Source organism: Polaribacter aestuariivivens (genome assembly GCF_005885675.1).
Classification (GTDB): Bacteria; Bacteroidota; Bacteroidia; order Flavobacteriales; family Flavobacteriaceae; genus Polaribacter; species Polaribacter aestuariivivens.
In genome coordinates, this window is record NZ_VANR01000004.1 from 307919 (window position 1) to 328988 (window position 21070).

Sequence of the window (21070 nt, forward strand, 5' to 3'; positions counted from 1 at the left end):
ATACCATCAAAAACAATTCTATTTATCTTTTTTCCCTTAATTTTGCAATTCAATTTTTTAGCAAATGTCACATACAAAAATTACCATACAAGAAACTACCAATAATACTATTATAAAATTTAATAGTAATCAAATTTTAATCAATGGAGGTAGTTATGAATTTAATAATATAGATGAAGCTAAAAACTCACCTTTAGCGCAGCAACTTTTTTATTTACCATTTGTAAAAAAAGTATTTATAACAGCCAATTTTATAGCTATACAACGTTTCGATATTTTAGAGTGGATAGATGTTCAAGAAGAAGTAAAAGAACAAATAGAAGCTTATTTAAACGATGGAAATACAGTTGTAAACGAAGAAAAAACACCAAAAAAAGAAGCAGTTGAAGTGTATGCAGAAGTTACACCAAACCCAGCAGTAATGAAGTTTGGAACAAACAAGGCATTAACACAAACAGATGTTGAATTTAAAAATATTGACGAAGCAAGTCAATCATCACCTTTGGCACAAGCCATTTTTAACTTTCCATTTGTAAAAGAAGTGTTTATTTCTGATAATTATATTTCAATAACCAAATATGATATGGTTGAGTGGAATGAAGTTTATGGAGAAGTAAGAACTTTTATACGTGAATATTTAGCAGATGGAAAAACCATAATTAAAGAATTACCGAGAGAAAAAGTTGTTGCAGAAGGATCAAAAGATATGGCTCCAGAAGTACAACTAGAAGGTGTTTCTGCACAAATTGTAGATATTTTAGATGAATATATAAAACCTGCAGTTGCTGGAGATGGAGGTAATATTGCTTTTCGTTCTTATGATGAACAAAATAAAGTAGTAAGCGTAATATTACAAGGAGCTTGTAGTGGTTGCCCATCATCAACAGCAACTTTAAAAAACGGTATCGAAAGTTTATTAAAGGAAATGTTACCAAATCAAATTAATGAGGTAATTGCAATAAACGGATAATTAATCTTTTAAATTTCCTATAAGAGGAAGCAAGAAATACAAAATGTCAGCAGAAAAAATAAATCCTTATAAAGATTCTAAACTTGGTAAAAAAGAACAAGTTACCCAAATGTTCGACAATATTTCTGAAAATTACGACGGTTTAAATCGAGTAATCTCTTTAGGGATAGATGTAAAATGGCGAAAAAAGGTAGTTGAAATTGTTGGTAAAAATAATCCAAAACAAATTTTAGATATTGCAACAGGAACAGGTGATTTAGCTTTAATGATGGCAGATTTAAATCCTGATAGAATTGTTGGGTTAGATATTTCTGCAGGTATGTTAGAAGTAGGAAAACAAAAAATAAACAAAGCAAACCTTTCCGATAAAATAGAAATGATGGTTGGCGATTCTGAAGATATGCCTTTCGAAGACAATACTTTTGATGCTATTACAGTTTCTTTTGGAGTTCGTAATTTTGCAAACTTAGCGAAAGGAATTAGAGAAATTGCAAGAGTTTTAAAACCAACAGGAGTTTTGGTAATTTTAGAAACCTCAAACCCAACAAAATTTCCATTTAAACAAGGCTATAAACTATATACAAATTTATTTTTACCAGTTGTTGGTAAATTATTTTCAAAAGATAAAGTTGCATATTCCTATTTATCGGAATCTGCAAATTCTTTTCCATTTGGTGAAGCTTTCAACAATATTTTGAAAAAAAATGGGTTTACACATACAGAAGATAATCCTGTAACTTTTGGAGTTGCAACAATATACACAGCACGCAAGTAATTATGATTAAAAGAAATTTTCTTTTTTGTTATTTTTTATTGATTTCTGTTTCGTTTTTTGCACAAAAAGAACGTGTAGAATATTTACCATCATTTGATAAAAGACCTTTACACTATGGTTTTTATTTAGGGTTAAATAACAATGATTTTAAATTAAATTTAAGAGAAAGCACCATTGCAAATGCAGATATTACTGTAGAGCCCACAGCTGGTTTTAATGTTGGTTTAATAGCAGATTTTCGCTTGCATAAGAATTTAAACTTACGATTAGAACCAGGTTTGGTAAGTAATTCTAAAAGAATTTTATTCAATCATTTAAAAAATTCTCCTACACCACAAGATAGTATTAGAGAAATTGGTTCCACATATTTACATGTTCCTTTAGTTTTTAAATTTAGTACAGATAGGTATAAAAATATTCGTCCATATTTATTAGGAGGAATTTCTTACGACTACAATTTTTCTAGTAATGAAAGAAATCAAGATGATAATTCAGCAGGTCAATTTCGAATGAAAACTCATAACTTTATGTACGAAGTTGGTATAGGAATAGATATTTACTTGTATTTCTTTAAATTTTCACCATCCATTCGTGGCGTTTTTGCCATTAATAACGAAATTAAATATGATGATGATCCAAATAGTAGATGGACAGCTCCAGTAAACTTTATGGGAACTCGTGGTATTTTCTTAAACTTCGCGTTCGAGTAACTTTTTAAAACTTTAAATTTTAAAGTTAACATAGTTACTAAATACTTCGTTTAAACTCACTCAACAAAATAGCTGTAGCAGTTGCCACATTTAAACTTTCTGTTTCTTTTGTTTCACCAAAACGTGGAATAGAAATTTTATGCTTTACAACATTTCTAACATTTTCAGAAACTCCATTTGCTTCATTACCCATTACTAAAATACCTTCTTTAGGTAAAGTGGTTTTGTACACATTTTCACCATCCATATCTGCAATAAAAGTTGGTAAATTTGTTTCAGATAAATAATTTTTTAAGTCTAAATAATGAATAGCAATTCTTGTTAAAGATCCCATACTTGCTTGTACAACTTTAGCGTTATAGCAATCTACAGTATCTTTAGAACAAACCAACTGGGTAACACCAAACCAATCGCACAAACGAATAATAGTACCTAAATTTCCAGGATCATTTACAGTATCTAAAGCAATTGTAAAGCCACTTTTATTCAGTTGTTTTTCTTCAGGAATTTTAAAAATCCCTAAAACTTTATTAGGTGTTTTTAAGTTGCTTATTTTTTTTAAATCGGTATCTAAAATCCGAACTATTTTTTCTACTGGAAGATTAATTTCAAAATCATCAACACAAAAAATAGTGGCAACTTCAAAAGAAGAATTTAAAAGTTCATTTACTACTTTTACTCCTTCTGCAATAAATAAATTATGCTTTTGACGATACTTTTTTTGCGATAAACTAGTTATTAATTTTAATTGATTCTTTGAAATACTCAAAATTGATAGATTTTTAAAGTTGTAAATACCGTATTTTTTTGTTGTTAAAGTAATTTTTAAAAAGGTATAACCTTTAATAGAGCTAAAAGTTAACACAAATAAAGGAAAAAAGAACCAGTATAAAAACCGAAACACTATCTCTTTTAGATGGATACTCATTAATTAAATCTAAATGAGAATAAACCGTTGAAAAATATTATTTTTGATACTTGATTCTATTGCTAAAGTAATGAAAAAACTTTCTTTTTACTTTCTACTTGTTTTAATTTTGGTTGCATGTAATTCTACTAAACATGTTGCCGAAAATGAACATATGCTTACGCAAAATTATATTTATGTAGATAGTGTAAAAGAGAACAATAGCGAACTGCAAAAATACATTCTTCAAAAACCTAATTCCAAGTTATTAGGTATGCCTTTAGGGTTGTATTTTCATAATTTCGGAAGTCACGAAAAGCCAAAAACACCTTCAAAATGGGGTGAAGAAAATCCAAAGTCATATAATTTTATAAAAAAAGTTTTTTCAGAAAAACAAAGTATTGCCTACGCAAACTCGTTAATAAATTTAAATAATTGGTTTTTAGATTTTGATAAGCCAGTAATTATTAATGAAAATAAAATTAAAAGAACCGAAAATAATTTATGGGCATATTATAAAACACAAGGTTTTTTTGAATCCAAAGTAATTTCGAACATAAAAAGAGATTCTACTAATAAAAAAGCCACAGTTTCTTACTACATTGAAAAGGGTAAACCTACTTTATTAGATACAATTAAACTAAAAATAGAGTCACCAGTTTTAGATTCTATATACAAAGCTTCTGGTATAACTTCTTTGCTAAAAAAGGGCGACCAGTATAATGATAAAACTTTTAGAAAAGAAGCAGCAAGTGTTGTGAAGTTGTACAGAAATAATGGAATTTATTATTTCAATCAATCCGCACTAGGGTTTTATGTTGATACTTCAAGAGTTGATAATAAAACAAATGTAGATTTTTTAATTTCAAGTAATCGTTTTGATGAAGAAGATAATTATACAAACAAAGATTATAAAATTCATAAAGTAAAAGAAATAAATATTTATACAGATTATTCTTACAGTAAAACCGGAGAAAAATATAAAGATTCACTGTCTTATAAAGGAATAAATTTTTTTGGACATGATAAGATTACATACAATCCTAAATATTTAGCTCAATCTGTTTTTTTTAAACCCGGTGATATTTATAAGGATACATTAAATAACTTAACCAGAAACCATTTAAAATCTTTAAACAATTTTAAAACCACAAAAATTGATTTTCAACCAATTGGTAAAAATGGAAATGAACTAAAAATGGATGTTTTACTATCGCCAAAAGAAAAATATACATTAGGTTTCGAAACAGAATTAACACATTCTAATATACGAGACATAGGAACTTCCGCTAAATTTTCTATTATTGATAGAAATGCATTTAGAGGAGCAGAAATATTAAAACTCTCGTTTTTAGGTTCTTATTTTAGAGCAAGTAATGGACCTGGATATGAAATTGGTGCAGATGCTTCCTTGGAAATTCCAAGATTTGTAGCTCCTTTCGGATTAAACAAACTAGTGCCTAAAGAAATGTCTCCAAGAACATTATTTTCAGTAGGTTCAAGTTTTCAAAAAAATATTGGTTTAGATAGGCAAACGTTTACAATTTTATCTGACTACAGGTGGCAATACAACCCCAAAAAAACAATTCAGTTAGAAGTTTTTAACACACAGTATATTCAAAATTTAAATGTAAATCGATTTTTTAATATTTATAGTTCAGAGTTTACAAACCTGAATAATGTTGCCTTAACTTACGATGCCGTAAATAACACCAACAACCACCCATTACCTACAGATTTAGACAATCAAGCAACAGAATCTTTAAATTTTATGAATGATGTTGTTCAAAATAATAGTTTCAAATCATCAAATCCAGACGATTACAACACGGTTTTAAATATTCAAAACAGATACAATATTGTAACATCAGATTTTTTAATTCCTATTCTAGCATACGCTTATACCTATAACAGTCAAACCAATTTTAAGGATAATAATTTTTCTTTTTTCAAATTTAGAATTGCAAATTCAGGAAACTTATTAGGTTTAACCTCAAACAAATACAATAGCAATGGAAAAAAAACATTCTTAAAAATTCCATTAGCACAATATTTTAAAACAGACATAGAATTTAAAAAGTTTTGGGATGTTGGTGCTAGTTCAGTTTTTGGTTTGCGAACATTGTTAGGAGCAATTATTCCTTATGACAATTCCGATATTCCGTTTACCAGAAGTTATTTTGCAGGAGGTTCAAATGATATTAGAGCTTGGCAAACCTATGATTTGGGTCCAGGAAGTAGAAATACTGGTTTAGAGTACAATGTAGGAAGTTTTAAATTTTTAACAAGCGCAGAATATAGGTTTGATATTATAAGTAATCTAAAAGGCGCATTGTTTTTAGATGCCGGAAATATATGGGATATTACTGGATCTGATTTTGTTGAAGAAGACGCAAAACTAAAAGGATTCTCTTCATTAGAAGATATTGCTATTGGTACAGGTTTTGGTTTACGATTAGATTTTAACTTTTTAATTCTACGATTTGATGTTGGTTTTAAAACTTATGAACCGTACTTACAAAATGACAAATGGTTTAAAAACTATAACTTTAACAACGCAGTTTACAATATAGGTATCAACTATCCTTTCTAAGAAAACTTAGCAAAACTCTATAACGTTTTCGTTATTTTATATCTTCGTTAAACAAAAAAACAGCTATTTTTAGTATTTTTGAAAAACTAATAATCAACTATTTAAAATAAAAAATATTATGAGTCACAACATAAAACCTGGAGTTGCTACAGGAAATGAAGTACAAGCAATTTTTAAACTAGCAAAAGAAAAAGGATTTGCACTACCAGCAGTAAATGTTGTAGGTTCTAATACTATAAATGGTGTTTTAGAAACAGCAAGAGATTTAAACGCACCAGTTATCATTCAATTTTCTAATGGTGGCGCACAATTTAATGCAGGTAAAGGGTTATCTAATGAAAATGAAAAAGCTGCAATTGCAGGTGGTATTGCAGGTGCAAAACACGTACATGAATTAGCTGTGGCTTATGGAGTTCCAGTAATTTTACATACAGATCACTGTGCAAAAAAATTATTACCTTGGATAGATGGTTTATTAGATGCCTCAGAAAAGCATTTTGAAGAAACAGGAAAACCTTTATACAGCTCTCATATGATAGATTTATCTGAAGAGCCAATTGAAGAAAATATAGAAATTTGTAAAACATACTTAGCTAGAATGAGCAAAATGGGTATGACTTTAGAAATTGAATTAGGTATTACTGGTGGTGAAGAAGATGGTGTAGATAATTCAGATGTAGATGTTTCTAAACTGTACACACAACCAGAAGAAGTAGCATACGCTTACGAAGAATTAATGAAAGTTTCTCCACAATTTACAATTGCAGCTGCATTTGGAAACGTACATGGAGTTTACAAACCTGGAAACGTAAAATTAACACCAAAAATTTTAAAAAACTCTCAGGAATTTATTTCGAAAAAATATGGTGTTGAAAATAATCATATCGATTTTGTATTTCATGGAGGTTCTGGTTCTACTGTTGAAGAAATTAGAGAATCTATAGGATATGGAGTTATTAAAATGAATATCGATACAGATTTACAGTTTGCTTTTACAGAAGGTATTAGAGATTATATGCAAGAAAATGCAGCTTATTTGGCAACACAAATAGGAAATCCTGATGGAGCAGATCAGCCAAATAAAAAATATTACGACCCTAGAAAATGGTTGCGTTTAGGAGAACAAACTTTTACAACACGATTAAAAAAAGCATTTCAAGACTTAAATAACGTTGATACTTTATAGTATTATACCGTTAATATTTTACAAAAGCATTTTGATTATTTTAAATCAAAATGCTTTTGTCGTTATAAAATACTAACAATTTATTCTTATTAAAAATAATCAAACAAATAAGAAAGTATATTTTACAAAAAATCTTTTACATTTGTAATTCATATTTATTTTTAAAAAGGTTTTTATTTTTGAAATAAAACATTAAAACAAACACATAATATGGCTTGGTTTAAAAGAACAGATAAAGGAATACAGACTTCTACGGAAGACAAAAAAGACACGCCCAAAGGTTTATGGTATAAAACCCCAAGTGGTAAAGTTATAGATACTGAAGAGTTAAAAAGAAACTTATATGTAAGTCCAGAAGATGGTTACCATGTAAGAATTGGAAGTAAAGAATATTTCGAACTTTTTTTCGACGATAATAAATTTAAAGAGTTAAATGAAAAGTTAACTTCTAAAGATCCTTTATCATTTGTTGATACTAAAAAATATCCAGACAGGTTAAAAGCTGCTCAAGAAAAAACAAAACTAAACGATGCTGTTAGAACAGCCGTTGGTAAATCTTTAGGAAAAGAATTGGTAATTGCTGCTATGGATTTTGCGTTTATTGGTGGATCTATGGGGTCAGTTGTTGGTGAAAAAATTGCAAGAGCTATAGATTATTCAATTAAAAATAAAATACCATTTTTAATGATTTCTAAATCTGGTGGAGCAAGAATGATGGAAGCATCACTCTCACTAATGCAATTGGTAAAAACTTCAGCAAAATTAGCGCAATTAGCAGAGGTTAAAATTCCATACATCTCTTTATGTACAGATCCAACAACAGGAGGTACAACAGCTTCTTATGCTATGTTAGGAGACATTAATATTGCAGAGCCAAACGCATTAATTGCTTTTGCAGGTCCAAGAGTTGTAAAAGATACCACTGGTAAAGATTTACCAGAAGGTTTCCAAAAATCTGAATTTGTTTTAGAGCACGGTTTCTTAGATGCTATTTACGAACGTAAAAATTTAAAAAAGCAAGTTAACTTGTATATTGATTTGATACAAAACTTACCAATTAGAAAACCCGAAGTTGTTTCTTAATTGAATATTAGAACATAAAAAAATCCAGCAATTGCTGGATTTTTTTATGTTCTAATATATATTATTTTAAAATCTCCAACCAACGTTTACACCTACTCTAGGTACCAAAACAGGCGAATCTGTACCAAAAAGGTTTCTACCAACACCAGCATAAACATCTATTATTAAACCACCTTCAGAAGAGTATTTTGTTCCGATAGCAACTCCTAAAGCACCATCTGTATATTTTAAGTCGTAATCACCAGAATCTTCAACAGATTCTTTTTTACCAGAATTAATTCCAACAAAAGCTTCTCCAAAGAAATTCCATTGTGCTTCTGAAGTAAAATAATGACGGAAATAAGGTGTAATCATCGTGTTTTCATTATACCTAAAGCTTGCATCTTGTTTAGCTAAATTAAAAAGTGCAGAAACTCCAAAAGAATTTTCAGCGCTAATATAGTTTTCATAAGAAAACTCTAAACTTCTAATCACTAAAGCATCTGCAATGTCTAATTTTATTTCTTGTTGAGAATACCCTAAAGAGCTTACCAAAAGACCAATTATTAAAAGTATTTTTTTCATATTTTTTTATTTATAACAAACTTATAAAAAAATTTTAATTAAAATCTGTAACCTAATGAAATACCAAATCTTGTCACTATATCTAAATCAAAAGAATCATTATTTCCTTTAATTAAATTTCTACCTACACCTAAATATACTTCTGTACTAAAACCTCCTTTTGTAACAAACTTACCTCCAACAGAAACTCCTAAAGCAAAACCTGTTGCGTTTTCAACTCTATCTTGATTATTACTAGAGTTGTAAAAAATATCTTGATAAGTATTTAGCATTCCAAATCCTTCTACAAAGAAACCTCTTGCGTATTTACTTTCAGAAAAAAACCATCTATAATATGGTGTAACTGAAAATTTCTTAGGAAAACCAATTTCATCACCTTCTAAGTCTGTAAACTTATAAAATATTGCTACACCATAAGAAGACTCTGAGTTTATTAGCTTTTCGTAAGAAACATCTAAAGACGATATAGCAATTAAGCTAAAAGTGTTTAGTTTTAACTCATAACTTTTATCAATATCTTGTGGGTATTGTTTTTCATTTTCTTGCGATACAATATGCAAACTAGTAAAAATTAATAGTACTAATAGTGTTGCTTTTTTCATAATTTTTTTTTGATTGATTCATGCAAACATATTAAAAAATAGCTTTCAATTGTACACTTCCTGTATGAATTGTTTTAGAGTTCTCACTTTTTCTACCTAAATAGTTTAAATTTAAATTTAAAAAGGAATTTATTTTTTGTGAAAACAGTGCATTCCACGTGTAATTTCTTCCAGCTTGTAAACCTTCTAACATTTGATACGCAACAGGTGTGTTTGTGTCTCCTTTAAAATTGTTTAAAAAAACGTTTACGTTTGCAGTAATTTGATTTTTTTTACTGCTGACAAAAAAGTATTCTAAACCAAATTTTTGTTGCTTCAAAATCTCAAAATCAGCCAAGGTATTTTGTTTGTTTTTGTAATGATAAAATGCTGTTAAGCGATTGTTTTGATTGTATAAAAAACTTAATTTAGGTTGAATTTCCTTAGCTTCAATAAAATAATTTCTATTATTAAAATTTTCTGTTTGTAAATCATTTTCAGAAATTTTACCCATTATTTCACCAACCCAAAAAGTGGCAAATTTATGTGCAAAATCTAATTGATGTAAATTGGTTTTGTTTTCTTGACTTCCTATAAAATATTGCTGTTTATTTCTGAGGTTTCCATATGTATAGGTAAAGCTATATTTTTGCAAATTTCTATTAAAATAGAGGCTATTTCTGTAACTTAAATTTAGTCCTATCAATTTATTTTCATCAAAATTAAAAGGATTAAAATTAAATGAATTGCCAATACGAGTTTGTTCATTTTCTATACTTAAAAAGCTTTCATTATTAAAATGAGAAATAATTTTTTTAACTCCTTTTTTTTGACTCCATTGATTAAAATTTAAATTAATGGATTGCCTAAATTTTGCTCTTTGTGTAGCAATAAAACGAATATTGGGTTTTGGAACTCTTAAATAGTTTGCTTGGTCTTGAAATTCCGCGATTTCAAATTCATCAAAATCTTGAATGCCATCATTATTATAGTCTATCCAAGTGTAATAACCAAAACCGGGTTCCGTTTTTATGTATACATATTCTTGTCTTGCAATGTTTCCTGAAGAGGTTTCATACGTAGTACCTAAATTTATAAAGTCGTTAAACAAACGTTGATTAAAAACCACTTTAGAATTTAATGATTTTTCATTTTTGGAAAACTTATTTTCAGTTAGTCTGTAGTTTGCAAAAACATTTAAACTTGTAAATTTATTTTGAATTAATTTACTGTTGATATATATTGTTTTTCGATTGTTAATTTCAGTAAATGCGTTTGACTTTATACTATCATTATTTCTGTAGTTCAGCCCTATTTTTGCAAAAACTTTAGTGGTATCACCAATACCAAAATAGGTTTCAAACTCTTTAAAACGATGACTCGTATTTATGTAGTTGTTTGTACTTATTTCTCTTCTACTATTGGTTTCTATATTTGTAAAACCACCCAACCAACTTTTATTAAAACGATGTAATATGGTTGCTTTTGCCCTTAAAAACGAATTGTTTTCTATTGTTGAGGTGTTTGCTAAAAAACTTCCATCTATAAAAAATGAGGTTTTATTAAAACTCATTTTAGACTGTAGTTCGTGTTTGTTTCCGTTATAAATATCAATATAACTTAAATGATTATATCTGTAAGATAAAAAATCTTGTTCTTTATTTTGAAGTAAAAAAGCTGTTTGAAAATGGTTTTTTGTGCCATTATTGGTTAAAATATTCCAATCTCTATTAAATTCTATTGGTTCCCAACCTTGTTCTGTATTGTAATTTTTTTGAACAAATTCGTGATTAATTTTGCTAATTAATTGCCATTTCTTATCAATTAAAATTTGTTCCCAACCAATTTTTGCTGCAACTGCAGTATTTTGATTATCATCGATAGTAGAAAATAAATTAGCATCGTTATTGCTTACTGCAATTTCTGAAGTAAGCTTTGTTTTTTTTGTAGAATCATAATCTGTTTTTAAAACAAAAACTTGTGATTTTGCGGGAGGAATTAAACGCGTAATTGGTGAATAATTTCCTTGATTTACTCCTGCAAACTCAAAGATATTACCAACAGCTGTACTTCTTAATAATATGTAATTTCCATTGTTTGCTCCAACATTTGTAAAGGTTACAAAAAACAAATCGTCATTGGCATTTGTAGAATATTCAAAAATTTCTACAGCGCCATTTGTAACTTTTTTATATAAAATTTTATTTTCATCAAAATTATCAGGAAAAGCACTTTCCGAAAACATTAAGCTGGTATCATTTCCTGCATTTGCTAAAATTTGTTTTTGCTCATCTGTTAAAGCCTGTTGTAAAGGTTGGTTTTTGGCATCGTTTTCACTGTAAAAAAAACTGCTTATATTTAATTTGTCAGAGGTGTAAGCAACATTTTCATAAGTTACAAAACGAGTGTAATTTCTATCTGAATATTGAAAATCTATTCCAATTCTCATATCGTTTGTAATAGGAAAGGTGGTGTTAAAAGTTATTTCACCTAAATTATAATCCATTGTATAGTCCTTATTTTCTCCTCTTTCAATTTGAATTCCATTAATAAAAACTACTTCACTTCCTTCAATAATTACAATTGCAGGTTCATTGTTTACTCCAAAAATTTTGTACGGACCTTGATTTCCTTCTTGACCTGTAACATAATACGTATTAAATTTACCTCTTACAACTGCACCAGAAGCACTCGCTTTTAAATTTTTTGTAATATTTGCTTCTACTTCTAGTCCTGCTGCTTGTTTTGCGAAAGGAGCAAAGTAAGTTTCGAAGTTTTTTAATGAAATATCACCAGCTTTTACACGCCAATTTTTATGCGACATTTCTACGAAAATTCTATCAAAATCGGTAATGTTTTGTGAGTATCCGTTTTCTTGTATAGGAATATTTGTATCCCAAATATTGGCTCTTAAAGTAATTTCTTCAGATAGTTTTCCTGAAATTTCTAAATCTAAAGCAGCATTTGTTACTGCATTTTGATTATTTCCGGTAGTTACACCTCTTGTAATAAAACCTTTGGTTTGTAAACCATCAAATAACTTAATTTCCGAGGCTTTTTTATTGGTAGTTAAGCTGTAAAGTTTTCCTGTATTTACACCATTTGGTAATATTAAACTTTCATCATAAGAAGTATAAACTTTAGTAACAAAATCTGGAAATCGAAAATACTCTATGGTAATTTCTGGATATATTTTTGAATTTATTATTAGTGTTGCTTCAGTAAAATTCACTTTATATTCTGATTCTTTTATAGGATTTAAAAGTGAGTTTAAAACTTTAAATTGTTGAGAATTTATGGAAACAGAATCAAATTTTACGGTATCTTTTTCAATTAGAAACTTCTTAGATCTAAAATCTTCAGAAACAGTTTGCGCTTGGATAGAAATTCCAATGAAAAGTAAAAAAAGTAAAATTATTTTTTGATACATGCACGACTATAACTACTTAACGTAAAAATAAGTTTTTTAATGTGTGAAAAGAAGAATTAGAATAGTGATTGTTGTTTTACAGGATTTTCATGTGCTAATAACCATTTTTTACGCCAAATTCCACCAGCATAACCTGTTAAAGATCCGTTTGAACCTATTACTCTGTGACAAGGAATTACAATCCATAACGGATTTTTACCATTTGCAGTTGCCACAGCTCTTATCGCTTTTACATCGCCCAAAGCTTTGCTTTGTTCTAAATAACTTCTCGTTGTTCCATAAGGAATTTCCAATAAGGCTTTCCATACTTTTTTCTGAAAAGTCGTTCCTTTTGGGTTGACAGTTAAGTTAAAACTGGCTCTTTCTCCATTAAAATATTCATCTAATTGTTGTACACAATCTTGTAAACAATCAGGAATTTTTTCTTTAAAATTATCCTCAGAAACTTCAGCATCATCTAAAACAGAAACAGCTTGAATTCCGTTGAAATCTCCCACAATTTTTGCGATTCCAATGGGTGTTTTATAGTATGTTGTTTCTAAATTCAAATTATATTGATTACTTTTTAAAGTTTTTGACACAGATTTCACAGATTTTAAAAAATCTGACTTTTAAAACTATATTCCAAAAACTGCTTTCGAATTCTGGGTCGTAATTTCTGCTATTTCTTTAAATGAAATTCCATAAATATCTACTAATTTTTCAATAACATTGGTAATATAAGAACTTTCATTTCTTTTTCCTCTGTAAGGAGTTGGCGCTAGGTAAGGTGCATCTGTTTCTAAAACAATGTGTTGTAAATCTATTTCATGTAAAAATTTATCAATTTTTCCATTTTTAAAAGTAGCAACTCCACCAATTCCTAATTTCATGTTGTACGAAATTGCTTTTTCTGCTTGTTCTTTTGTTCCTGTAAAACAATGGAAAATTCCATACAAATCATCACTTTTTTCAGTTTCTAATACTTCAAAAATTTCATCAAAAGCATCTCTACAGTGGATTACAATTGGCAATTTTTTTTCTTTTGCCCATTGAATTTGAGTTCTAAAAGCTTCCTGTTGTTGTGTTAGAAAAGACTTGTCCCAATACAAATCAATACCAATTTCACCAATGGCATAAAACTCTTTTTTATCAATCCATTCGCGAACATGCGCCAATTCATCTAAATAATTTTCTTTTACAGAAGTTGGGTGCAAACCCATCATTAAATACACATCGTAAGGATATTTCTCCTCTAAATCTAACATTCGTTGAGTGTAAGAAGAATCGATTGCTGGAATAAAAAAACGAGAAATTCCTGCTTCTTTAGCACGTTCCATCATGGTTTCTCTGTCCTCATCAAATTGATCTGAATATAAATGTGTGTGCGTATCTGTAATCATAAAAACAAGTTTTTTAGTACATACAAAACTACTAAATTATTGTAGTATTATTCTTTATAATGAATAGTTTATGAACAGTAAACTTAAAACGCTAATCTTGAAACTTTAATGTACCTTTGCACAAAATTTTAGTACAATGACTTTCGAAGATTTAGACCTATCTAAACAACTCCATTACGCAATTGATGATTTGGGTTTTGAGACACCAACTCCAATTCAAGAACAAGCATTTTCTGTAGTGAGATCTGGAAAAGACGTTGTGGGAATTGCGCAAACAGGAACAGGAAAAACCTTTGCGTACATGTTGCCAATTCTTCGAGATTTAAAGTTTTCTAAGCAACAGCATCCGAGAATTTTGGTGCTGGTACCTACTCGTGAGCTGGTTTTACAAGTGGTAGATGAGATTGAAAAATTAGCAAAATATATTAATGTTCGAGTTTTAGGAGTTTATGGAGGTACAAACATAAATACCCAAAAACAAGCTATTTTACAGGGGCAAGATATTATTGTAGCCACTCCAGGACGTTTGTACGATTTAGGGTTGAGCAATGCTTTAAAGCTAAAATCAATTCAAAAATTGGTGATAGATGAAGTAGATGTAATGCTAGATTTGGGTTTCCGTTTTCAACTGATGAATATTTTTGATATCATTCCAGAAAGAAGACAAAACATTCTATTTTCTGCAACAATGACAGAAGATGTAGATCATTTAATTTACGATTTCTTTAAAAATCCAGAAAAAATTTCTGTGGCAGTTAGTGGAACTCCTTTAGATAATATTGAACAAGTAACCTATAATGTACCTAACTTTTTTACCAAAGTAAATTTATTATATTATCTTTTAAAAGATAAAGAAACCTACAATAAAGTATTAATTTTTGTTGGTTTTAAAAGAACTGCAGATTTGTTGTTTAAACATTTGGAAGAAGTATTTAATGATGAAATGTGTGTAATTCATTCCAACAAAACACAAAACTACAGAATACGTTCCATAAGACAGTTTGATGAAGGTAAAAACCGAATTTTATTGGCTACAGATGTTATGGCTCGTGGTTTAGATTTTGACAATGTTTCACACGTAATTAACTTTGATACACCAGATTTTCCTGAGAATTATATGCACAGAATTGGTAGAACTGGTCGTGCAGAAAAAGCTGGAAAAACATTATTATTTTCAACCGAAAAAGAACAAGAAAGCAGAAAAGAAATAGAAAACTTAATGAATTTGGAAATTCCTGTTTTGGAAGTTCCAGAAGAAGTTGAAATTTCGAAATTATTAACCGAAGATGAACGTCCAAGAGAAGATCAAGGAATTTCTAAAAACAGAACTGGTTTAGAATACGTTCCAGGACCTGCTTTTCATGAAAAAAGTGAAAAGAATAGTAAAACCAACCAAGGTGGTTCTTACAGAAGAGAAATTGCAAAAAAATACAAGAAGCCAAAAACGCGTGGCGATAAAAATTACAACAAAAGAAACAAGAAAAAATAAGAATAGTAATGCAAGTTTTAACAGCACAAGAATTGCATAATTTAGCAATGAATATTGTAGGGGAGAAGCTCGAAAAAATGGGTTATGAGTTTCAAGCAATTAATAGTACTTTAAAAAGACACCCGCAATTTGTATTGTTTAAAAAAGGAGAACCTACCATTTTTGTTTTGGTTAAAGCAACAAATAACATTCAAAACCCAAATGATTATGACGTTTTATGGATGGAAACATTCAAACAACATGCTAAAAAACAAAATGCTAAAGTTTGGTTTGCTGGTGTTGGTATTGCAAATGCAGAAAGTGTAGAAACGCCTGTTTTTAAAAACCAACCTTACTATGTGGCTTTTGAAGATTTTATTAAAATTTTGGAATAGGTTGGTTTAGAAAAAGTAGCTATTATTGTCTAATCAAAACAAAAAACCACTCTAAAAAGAGTGGTTTTTTTTGTATTGTAAAAGTTAAAATTATTCAGAATCTTGCTCTAACAAATCAAAAAATTGATTCAGTTTAGGCATAATTATAATTTTTGTTCTTCTGTTTTTTGCCATATTTTCTGGTGAATTGTTTTCAACCAAAGGTACATATTGGCTTCTACCAGCAGCAATTAAACGTGCAGGTTTTACACCAAACTTGTATTGTAAAATACGTGTAATAGAAGTAGCTCTTAAAGCAGATAAATCCCAGTTGTCTTGAATTAAATCTCTCTTAATAGGAGTTGGGTCTGTATGACCTTCAATCATCACTTCCATCTGAGGTTGGTCTTTAATTACTTTTGCAATCTTTTCTAAAACAGTGTAGGCATTTTCTGTTACGTTGTAGCTTCCACTTTTAAACAGTAATTTGTCTGAAATAGAAATAAAAACAACTGTTTTTTCAACATTTACCTCAATATCTTTATCTTGTATACCATCTGTTAAGTTTCTTGTTAAGTGGTATTTAATTGCCAAGTTAATAGAATCTTTTTGCGTCATTGCTTTTCTAATTCCATTGATATACTTGTCTTTTTCACTTAATTGAGAAATTACATTTTTAATATTGTCAGATGACGATTGTGTTAAAACCGTTAAGTTTTCCACTTGCTTTAAGGCAGATTTTTTATCTTCTTTTAAATATTTAACTTGTTCTTGAAGCGCAAAAACTTTCGTGTCTTCTTTTTCTTTTTCAATCAAACACTTTTGTAAATTTGTTTTTACAATTCGTAATTCTTCTTCAGTTTTTAATTTTTCTGATTGTAATGCTGCGAATTCTTTTTTAGATACACAAGAACTAACTAAAACTGCAGATAATAATAGTAACGATATTTTCTTCATTATTTTATGCTTAATGATTAAATTATAGCTACAAATTTAACAAAATAGATGAACAAAAAGTACGAATATCAATATTTTGTGAAAAAATTATATATTATTTTTGAAGCTTATATTTAATATTTATGAAAACATTTAAATTTTCACTTTTTTTAGGGATAATTCTACTATTTACCTCGTGTAAAAACGAACTTAAAACTACCGATTTTACCTTAAAAGGCTTTGTTTTTGGCACTACTTATAAAATCACATATTTAAACGGAACTCAAAATTTTCAAAAACCAATAGATAGTTTATTTCGTTTGGTAAATAAATCGCTTTCAACGTACATCCCAACTTCTGATATTTCAAAAATAAATAATGGAGATACTACCATTGTTGTTGATGAGATGTTTGCTGAAGTTTTTAAAAAATCGAAAAGAATTTACAACGAAACAGATGGTTTTTTTGATCCTACAGTAGGTAATTTAGTTAATGCTTGGGGTTTTGGACCTAAAAATGAAAAGATCGATTTAACCAATGAACAAGTTTCTAATCAAATGCAATTTGTTGGTTTGCATAAAGTTGAACTACAAAATCATAAAATTGTAAAAGAAAATCCAAAAATTTATTTAGATTTTAATTCTATTGCAAAGGGTTATGGAATTGATGTTATAGCTCGTTTTTTTAATAGTAAAGGTATAGCTAATTATTTGATAGAAATTGGTGGTGAAATTCGTGCAAAAGGCACAAAAAAAAATAACAATCCATGGTTGATTAAATTGGTAAATCCAACTGAAAATACAAACGGATATAAAACATTAAACCTATCTAACAAATCTATGGCTACCTCAGGTAATTACAGGAAATTTAGAATATCTGAAGATGGAAAAAAATATGTTCATACCATTAATCCAAAAACGGGTTTTGCTATAGAAAGCAACTTATTAAGTGCATCTGTAATTGCAAATTTAGACTGTGCAGATGTAGATGCGTATGCAACCGCTTTTATGGCAATGGGTTTAGAAAAAACAAAAGCATTTATTGTTAAAAACAATTCTATTAAAGTAATTTTAATTTATTTAAATGAAGATGGAAACCTTGAAGAATTTACAAATTATACCTACAACTAAGTAGATAACAGTGCACTTTAAATTGTATTTTTGTTATATTGCATAACTTAATTTAAAAAAGAGAATTTAAAAATATTATGAAAAACTTACTATTAACACTTTGCTGTGTTATGTTTATTAGCATTTCTTATGCACAATCTAATAAAGACATTGCCAATGTTTATATTAAGAGAGCAAACAATGTAATTGAAGAAAGTATTGATTTTAAAGAGGCTTTAGTACTTTTTGAAAAGGCGATGAAATATATGGATACTGTAACATCTCCAGATGTTGCCAGCTTAGGAGCTAGAATTTATTTTGAATTAGAAAATTATAAAGAAGCTCAAAAATATTCTAAACAATTTTTTTTACTATCAAAAAATAAAAAATCTGAACAGTATCTTAATCAATTAGAATTGTTTGTAACAATAAATGAAGAAATAGAATTACAGTTAGAAGAAGAAAAAAGACTTGAACAAGAAAGATTGTTAAAAGAAAAAGAGTTACGAAGAATAGATTCTTTAAAAACAGTTTGGAAAAAGAATGCAGATAACTTATCTATAAAAGTTGATAGCATTTATAATTTCAATAAAAACAGTTATGCTTTATACACTCAGAATGGAAAGTTCGGAATTTTAAGCGATGTTGGAGAAATTATAGTTGAAGCTGCAGAATACGATTTTGGAGTAAATTTTGAGGGTTATATTTTGTTGCAAAACAAAAAAAACAATCCAACAAAAATATATTATTACAACACGTATAAAAATACTGGAACTACACTACCAAATCCATCTGAATTTAATTCTATTTCAACCAATTTCGGACAAGTTATGTTGCCAAGATCAAATGGAAGATTGGTAACTTACCCAAACAATTCTGCTGCGCCAATGGTTTTTGATTTAAACGAAAATAAAATTGTAAAAGTAGCTAATAAAGAAGATTTGTTAGATAAGTTAGAAAAGAATGATATCATCAGAAAGTACAATAGAGATGATGAGGTGAAAATTGATAAAGAATGGTATGTTTTTGGAGGTCATTTAGGAGGTGGAATTCATCCTTTATATCCGGAAGGTAAAGATGGTAATAAACACACTGTAAACGCATACTTATTTTCGGTTGATGGAAGCGTTTTACCAACAAATGCCAATTACCAATATTTAGGTGCTTTTTATAATAGTAAAATAGAAGCTCTAAAAGCAGGTAAAAGAGTTTGGTTGAGTCAAAGTGGAAAAAAAGTAGATGCTTTAAATGACAAACTTGCAAATTACGAAGGAAACTCTAAAATTGTAAAAATAGAAGATGGTGTTTACCAAATATTAAAAGAAGGTAAAATTGTAAAAGGAAAAGAATCTTTAGAAAAAATGGTTGATTTTTTAAGAAAATTTGATTAAAAACACCATTACTTATAACAAACAGGAAGAATTTCATTCTTCATTAAACAAAATCGTTCTAGTTTTTCTGGAGCGATTTTTTTTGTGTAATCTACTTCATCAACCTTAAAACCAATTGATCTTAATTTATCAAAATAATCTTTACCGTAAACTCTTACGTGGTCATACTGCCCAAAAATTTTAGTACGTTCTTTTTTGTCTGTGATGGAATCGTCTTCAAAAGTTTTTTCTCTTGATAAATCTTGCGGAATTTGAAAAATACCGAAACCACCTTTTTTCATTACACGATATAGCTCTTGCATAGCTTTCGTATCATTTGGAATGTGCTCTAAAACATGATTGCAAAAAACAACGTCAAAAGAGTTTTCTTGAAAAGGTAAGTTACAAATATCTGCTTTTACATCTGCAATAGGTGATTCTAGGTCAGAGGTAATATAATCTAGGTTTTTCTGTTTTCTAAATATGTCTAAAAAACATTGTTCTGGTGCTATGTGTAAAACTTTTAATTTTTTTGAAGATGTAAAAAAATCAGTTTCATCTTTTAAGAAAAGCCACATTAATCTGTGTCTTTCTAAAGACAAAGTTGAAGGTGAAAGTGCATTTTCTCTTTGTTTTCCGTAACCATAAGGTAAAAATTCACGAAAAGATTTTCCGTCAATTGGATCCGTAAAATTATTTCCTTTTAAACTAAATGCAATTATTGGACGAACTAAATAACTTGCTTTAATTAGCCATGGTCTTGGTATTGTATTTAAAATTTTTTTAAATATTTTCATTGAATAGCATTGAGCTCCAAAGTAATTTACTGTCTGAATTCATCTTCTTCATTGGTAACAATACCTAAAGCATCATGCACATATTTAAAGGTTGATAAAAGTTCTGGTTTACCGTTTAAAATAGCAACATCATGCTCAAAATGTGCAGATGGTTTACCATCTAAGGTTGTGATTGTCCAACCATCATTATGTTGTTTTATTTTGTGAGTGCCTAAATTTGTCATTGGTTCTATTGCTACAACCATACCTTCTACAAATTTTTTACCTCTTCCTCTTTTACCATAATTTGGCATGTTTGGATCTTCGTGCATTTCTCTTCCTAAACCATGACCAACTAATTCTCTTACAACGCCATAACCATGGTCTTCTGTAAACTTTTGAATAGCATAACCAACATCTCCAACTCTGTTACCAACTTTAAATTCACGAATACCAACATACAAGCTTTCTCTTGTTACGTCTAATAATTTTTTGGTTTCATCAGCAATTTCACCAACAGCAAATGTGTATGCGTGATCGCCATAAAAACCATTTTTCTTAGCACCACAATCTATCGAAATAATATCACCTTCTTGTAAAGGTTCTTTATTTGGAATACCATGAACTACTTGTGAATTTGGACTCATACAAAGTGTGTTCGGGAAATCATACAAGCCTAAAAAACCAGGTATTGCACCTTGTTCTCTAATAAAATCTTCTGCTAATTTATCTAAATATAAAGTGGTTACACCAGGCTTTATTTCTTTTGCAAGCATGCCTAATGTTTTAGAAACAACTAATGCGCTTTCACGCATAATTTCTATTTCCTCTTTGGTTTTAATTTTAATCATGTTAA

General features: G+C 28.9%; 19 protein-coding genes. 10 read left to right on the forward strand and 9 right to left on the reverse strand.

Features of this window, described 5'->3' with window-relative positions:
* The first annotated feature begins 64 nt into the window (after positions 1–64).
* The 3 genes from FDT66_RS09315 to porT are packed head-to-tail and all read left to right on the forward strand — an operon-like array spanning position 65 to position 2455.
* Positions 65–970: a NifU family protein gene (locus tag FDT66_RS09315; protein WP_138535901.1), complete on the forward strand. Its 906-nt coding sequence runs from the start codon at positions 65–67 to the stop codon at positions 968–970.
* Positions 971–1013: 43 nt separating this feature from the next.
* Positions 1014–1745 (forward strand): bifunctional demethylmenaquinone methyltransferase/2-methoxy-6-polyprenyl-1,4-benzoquinol methylase UbiE, encoded by a 732-nt coding sequence (gene ubiE, locus FDT66_RS09320; protein WP_138535902.1) that lies wholly within the window; start codon positions 1014–1016, stop codon positions 1743–1745.
* A 2-nt stretch (positions 1746–1747) separates the two neighbouring features.
* The gene (gene porT, locus FDT66_RS09325; protein WP_138535903.1) at positions 1748–2455 is read left to right on the forward strand and encodes a type IX secretion/gliding motility protein PorT/SprT; all 708 of its coding nucleotides are present in this window, start codon (positions 1748–1750) and stop codon (positions 2453–2455) included.
* A gap of 37 nt (positions 2456–2492) precedes the next feature.
* On the opposite strand, the gene FDT66_RS09330 is transcribed toward porT, so the two are convergent.
* Positions 2493–3224 (reverse strand): TrmH family RNA methyltransferase, encoded by a 732-nt coding sequence (locus FDT66_RS09330; protein ID WP_138535904.1) that lies wholly within the window; start codon positions 3222–3224, stop codon positions 2493–2495.
* A gap of 202 nt (positions 3225–3426) precedes the next feature.
* Here FDT66_RS09330 and tamL point away from each other — a divergent pair, with 202 nt between their 5' ends.
* From tamL to accD, 3 genes are all read left to right on the forward strand, one after another.
* On the forward strand, positions 3427–5955 hold the full coding sequence (gene tamL / locus FDT66_RS09335; RefSeq protein ID WP_246034824.1) for a translocation and assembly module lipoprotein TamL: 2529 nt from the start codon (positions 3427–3429) through the stop codon (positions 5953–5955).
* Between the two features lie 118 nt (positions 5956–6073).
* Positions 6074–7141, forward strand: coding sequence for a class II fructose-bisphosphate aldolase (fbaA, locus tag FDT66_RS09340; protein ID WP_138535906.1), 1068 nt, complete (start codon positions 6074–6076; stop codon positions 7139–7141).
* A 210-nt stretch (positions 7142–7351) separates the two neighbouring features.
* The gene (gene accD / locus FDT66_RS09345; RefSeq protein ID WP_138535907.1) at positions 7352–8224 is read left to right on the forward strand and encodes an acetyl-CoA carboxylase, carboxyltransferase subunit beta; all 873 of its coding nucleotides are present in this window, start codon (positions 7352–7354) and stop codon (positions 8222–8224) included.
* 66 nt (positions 8225–8290) lie between these two features.
* On the opposite strand, the gene FDT66_RS09350 is transcribed toward accD, so the two are convergent.
* Genes FDT66_RS09350 through FDT66_RS09370 form a run of 5 tightly spaced genes read right to left on the reverse strand, consistent with a single transcriptional unit; the run spans position 8291 to position 14181 of the window.
* Complete coding sequence (locus tag FDT66_RS09350) at positions 8291–8788, reverse strand: hypothetical protein (RefSeq protein WP_138535908.1); 498 nt, start codon at positions 8786–8788, stop codon at positions 8291–8293.
* Between the two features lie 38 nt (positions 8789–8826).
* Positions 8827–9390 (reverse strand): DUF3575 domain-containing protein, encoded by a 564-nt coding sequence (locus FDT66_RS09355; protein ID WP_138535909.1) that lies wholly within the window; start codon positions 9388–9390, stop codon positions 8827–8829.
* 31 nt (positions 9391–9421) lie between these two features.
* The gene (locus FDT66_RS09360; protein WP_138535910.1) at positions 9422–12799 is read right to left on the reverse strand and encodes a hypothetical protein; all 3378 of its coding nucleotides are present in this window, start codon (positions 12797–12799) and stop codon (positions 9422–9424) included.
* Positions 12800–12855: 56 nt separating this feature from the next.
* Positions 12856–13380: a methylated-DNA--[protein]-cysteine S-methyltransferase gene (locus FDT66_RS09365; protein WP_246034826.1), complete on the reverse strand. Its 525-nt coding sequence runs from the start codon at positions 13378–13380 to the stop codon at positions 12856–12858.
* Between the two features lie 36 nt (positions 13381–13416).
* Positions 13417–14181, reverse strand: coding sequence for a TatD family hydrolase (locus FDT66_RS09370; protein WP_138535912.1), 765 nt, complete (start codon positions 14179–14181; stop codon positions 13417–13419).
* 136 nt (positions 14182–14317) lie between these two features.
* On the opposite strand from FDT66_RS09370, the gene FDT66_RS09375 reads away from it, so the two are divergent.
* Together FDT66_RS09375 and FDT66_RS09380 are read left to right on the forward strand one after the other, a co-directional pair.
* Positions 14318–15670 carry a DEAD/DEAH box helicase gene (locus FDT66_RS09375; RefSeq protein ID WP_138535913.1) on the forward strand — a complete coding sequence of 451 codons (1353 nt, stop codon included), beginning with the start codon at positions 14318–14320 and terminating at the stop codon, positions 15668–15670.
* 8 nt (positions 15671–15678) lie between these two features.
* Positions 15679–16044 (forward strand): Na(+)-translocating NADH-quinone reductase subunit F, encoded by a 366-nt coding sequence (locus FDT66_RS09380; RefSeq protein ID WP_138535914.1) that lies wholly within the window; start codon positions 15679–15681, stop codon positions 16042–16044.
* Between the two features lie 90 nt (positions 16045–16134).
* Here the strand turns inward: FDT66_RS09380 and FDT66_RS09385 are convergent, their stop codons facing one another.
* Positions 16135–16980 carry an OmpA/MotB family protein gene (locus FDT66_RS09385; protein WP_138535915.1) on the reverse strand — a complete coding sequence of 282 codons (846 nt, stop codon included), beginning with the start codon at positions 16978–16980 and terminating at the stop codon, positions 16135–16137.
* A 122-nt stretch (positions 16981–17102) separates the two neighbouring features.
* Between FDT66_RS09385 and FDT66_RS09390 the strand changes: the two genes are divergently transcribed.
* Both FDT66_RS09390 and FDT66_RS09395 read left to right on the forward strand, forming a co-directional pair.
* Positions 17103–18089: an FAD:protein FMN transferase gene (locus tag FDT66_RS09390; RefSeq protein ID WP_138535916.1), complete on the forward strand. Its 987-nt coding sequence runs from the start codon at positions 17103–17105 to the stop codon at positions 18087–18089.
* A 77-nt stretch (positions 18090–18166) separates the two neighbouring features.
* Positions 18167–19459: a tetratricopeptide repeat protein gene (locus tag FDT66_RS09395; protein WP_138535917.1), complete on the forward strand. Its 1293-nt coding sequence runs from the start codon at positions 18167–18169 to the stop codon at positions 19457–19459.
* Between the two features lie 8 nt (positions 19460–19467).
* Here the strand turns inward: FDT66_RS09395 and FDT66_RS09400 are convergent, their stop codons facing one another.
* Both FDT66_RS09400 and map read right to left on the reverse strand, forming a co-directional pair.
* Positions 19468–20235 carry a class I SAM-dependent methyltransferase gene (locus tag FDT66_RS09400; RefSeq protein WP_138535918.1) on the reverse strand — a complete coding sequence of 256 codons (768 nt, stop codon included), beginning with the start codon at positions 20233–20235 and terminating at the stop codon, positions 19468–19470.
* Positions 20236–20261: 26 nt separating this feature from the next.
* Complete coding sequence (gene map, locus FDT66_RS09405) at positions 20262–21065, reverse strand: type I methionyl aminopeptidase (RefSeq protein ID WP_138535919.1); 804 nt, start codon at positions 21063–21065, stop codon at positions 20262–20264.
* Between the last annotated feature and the right edge of the window lie 5 nt (positions 21066–21070).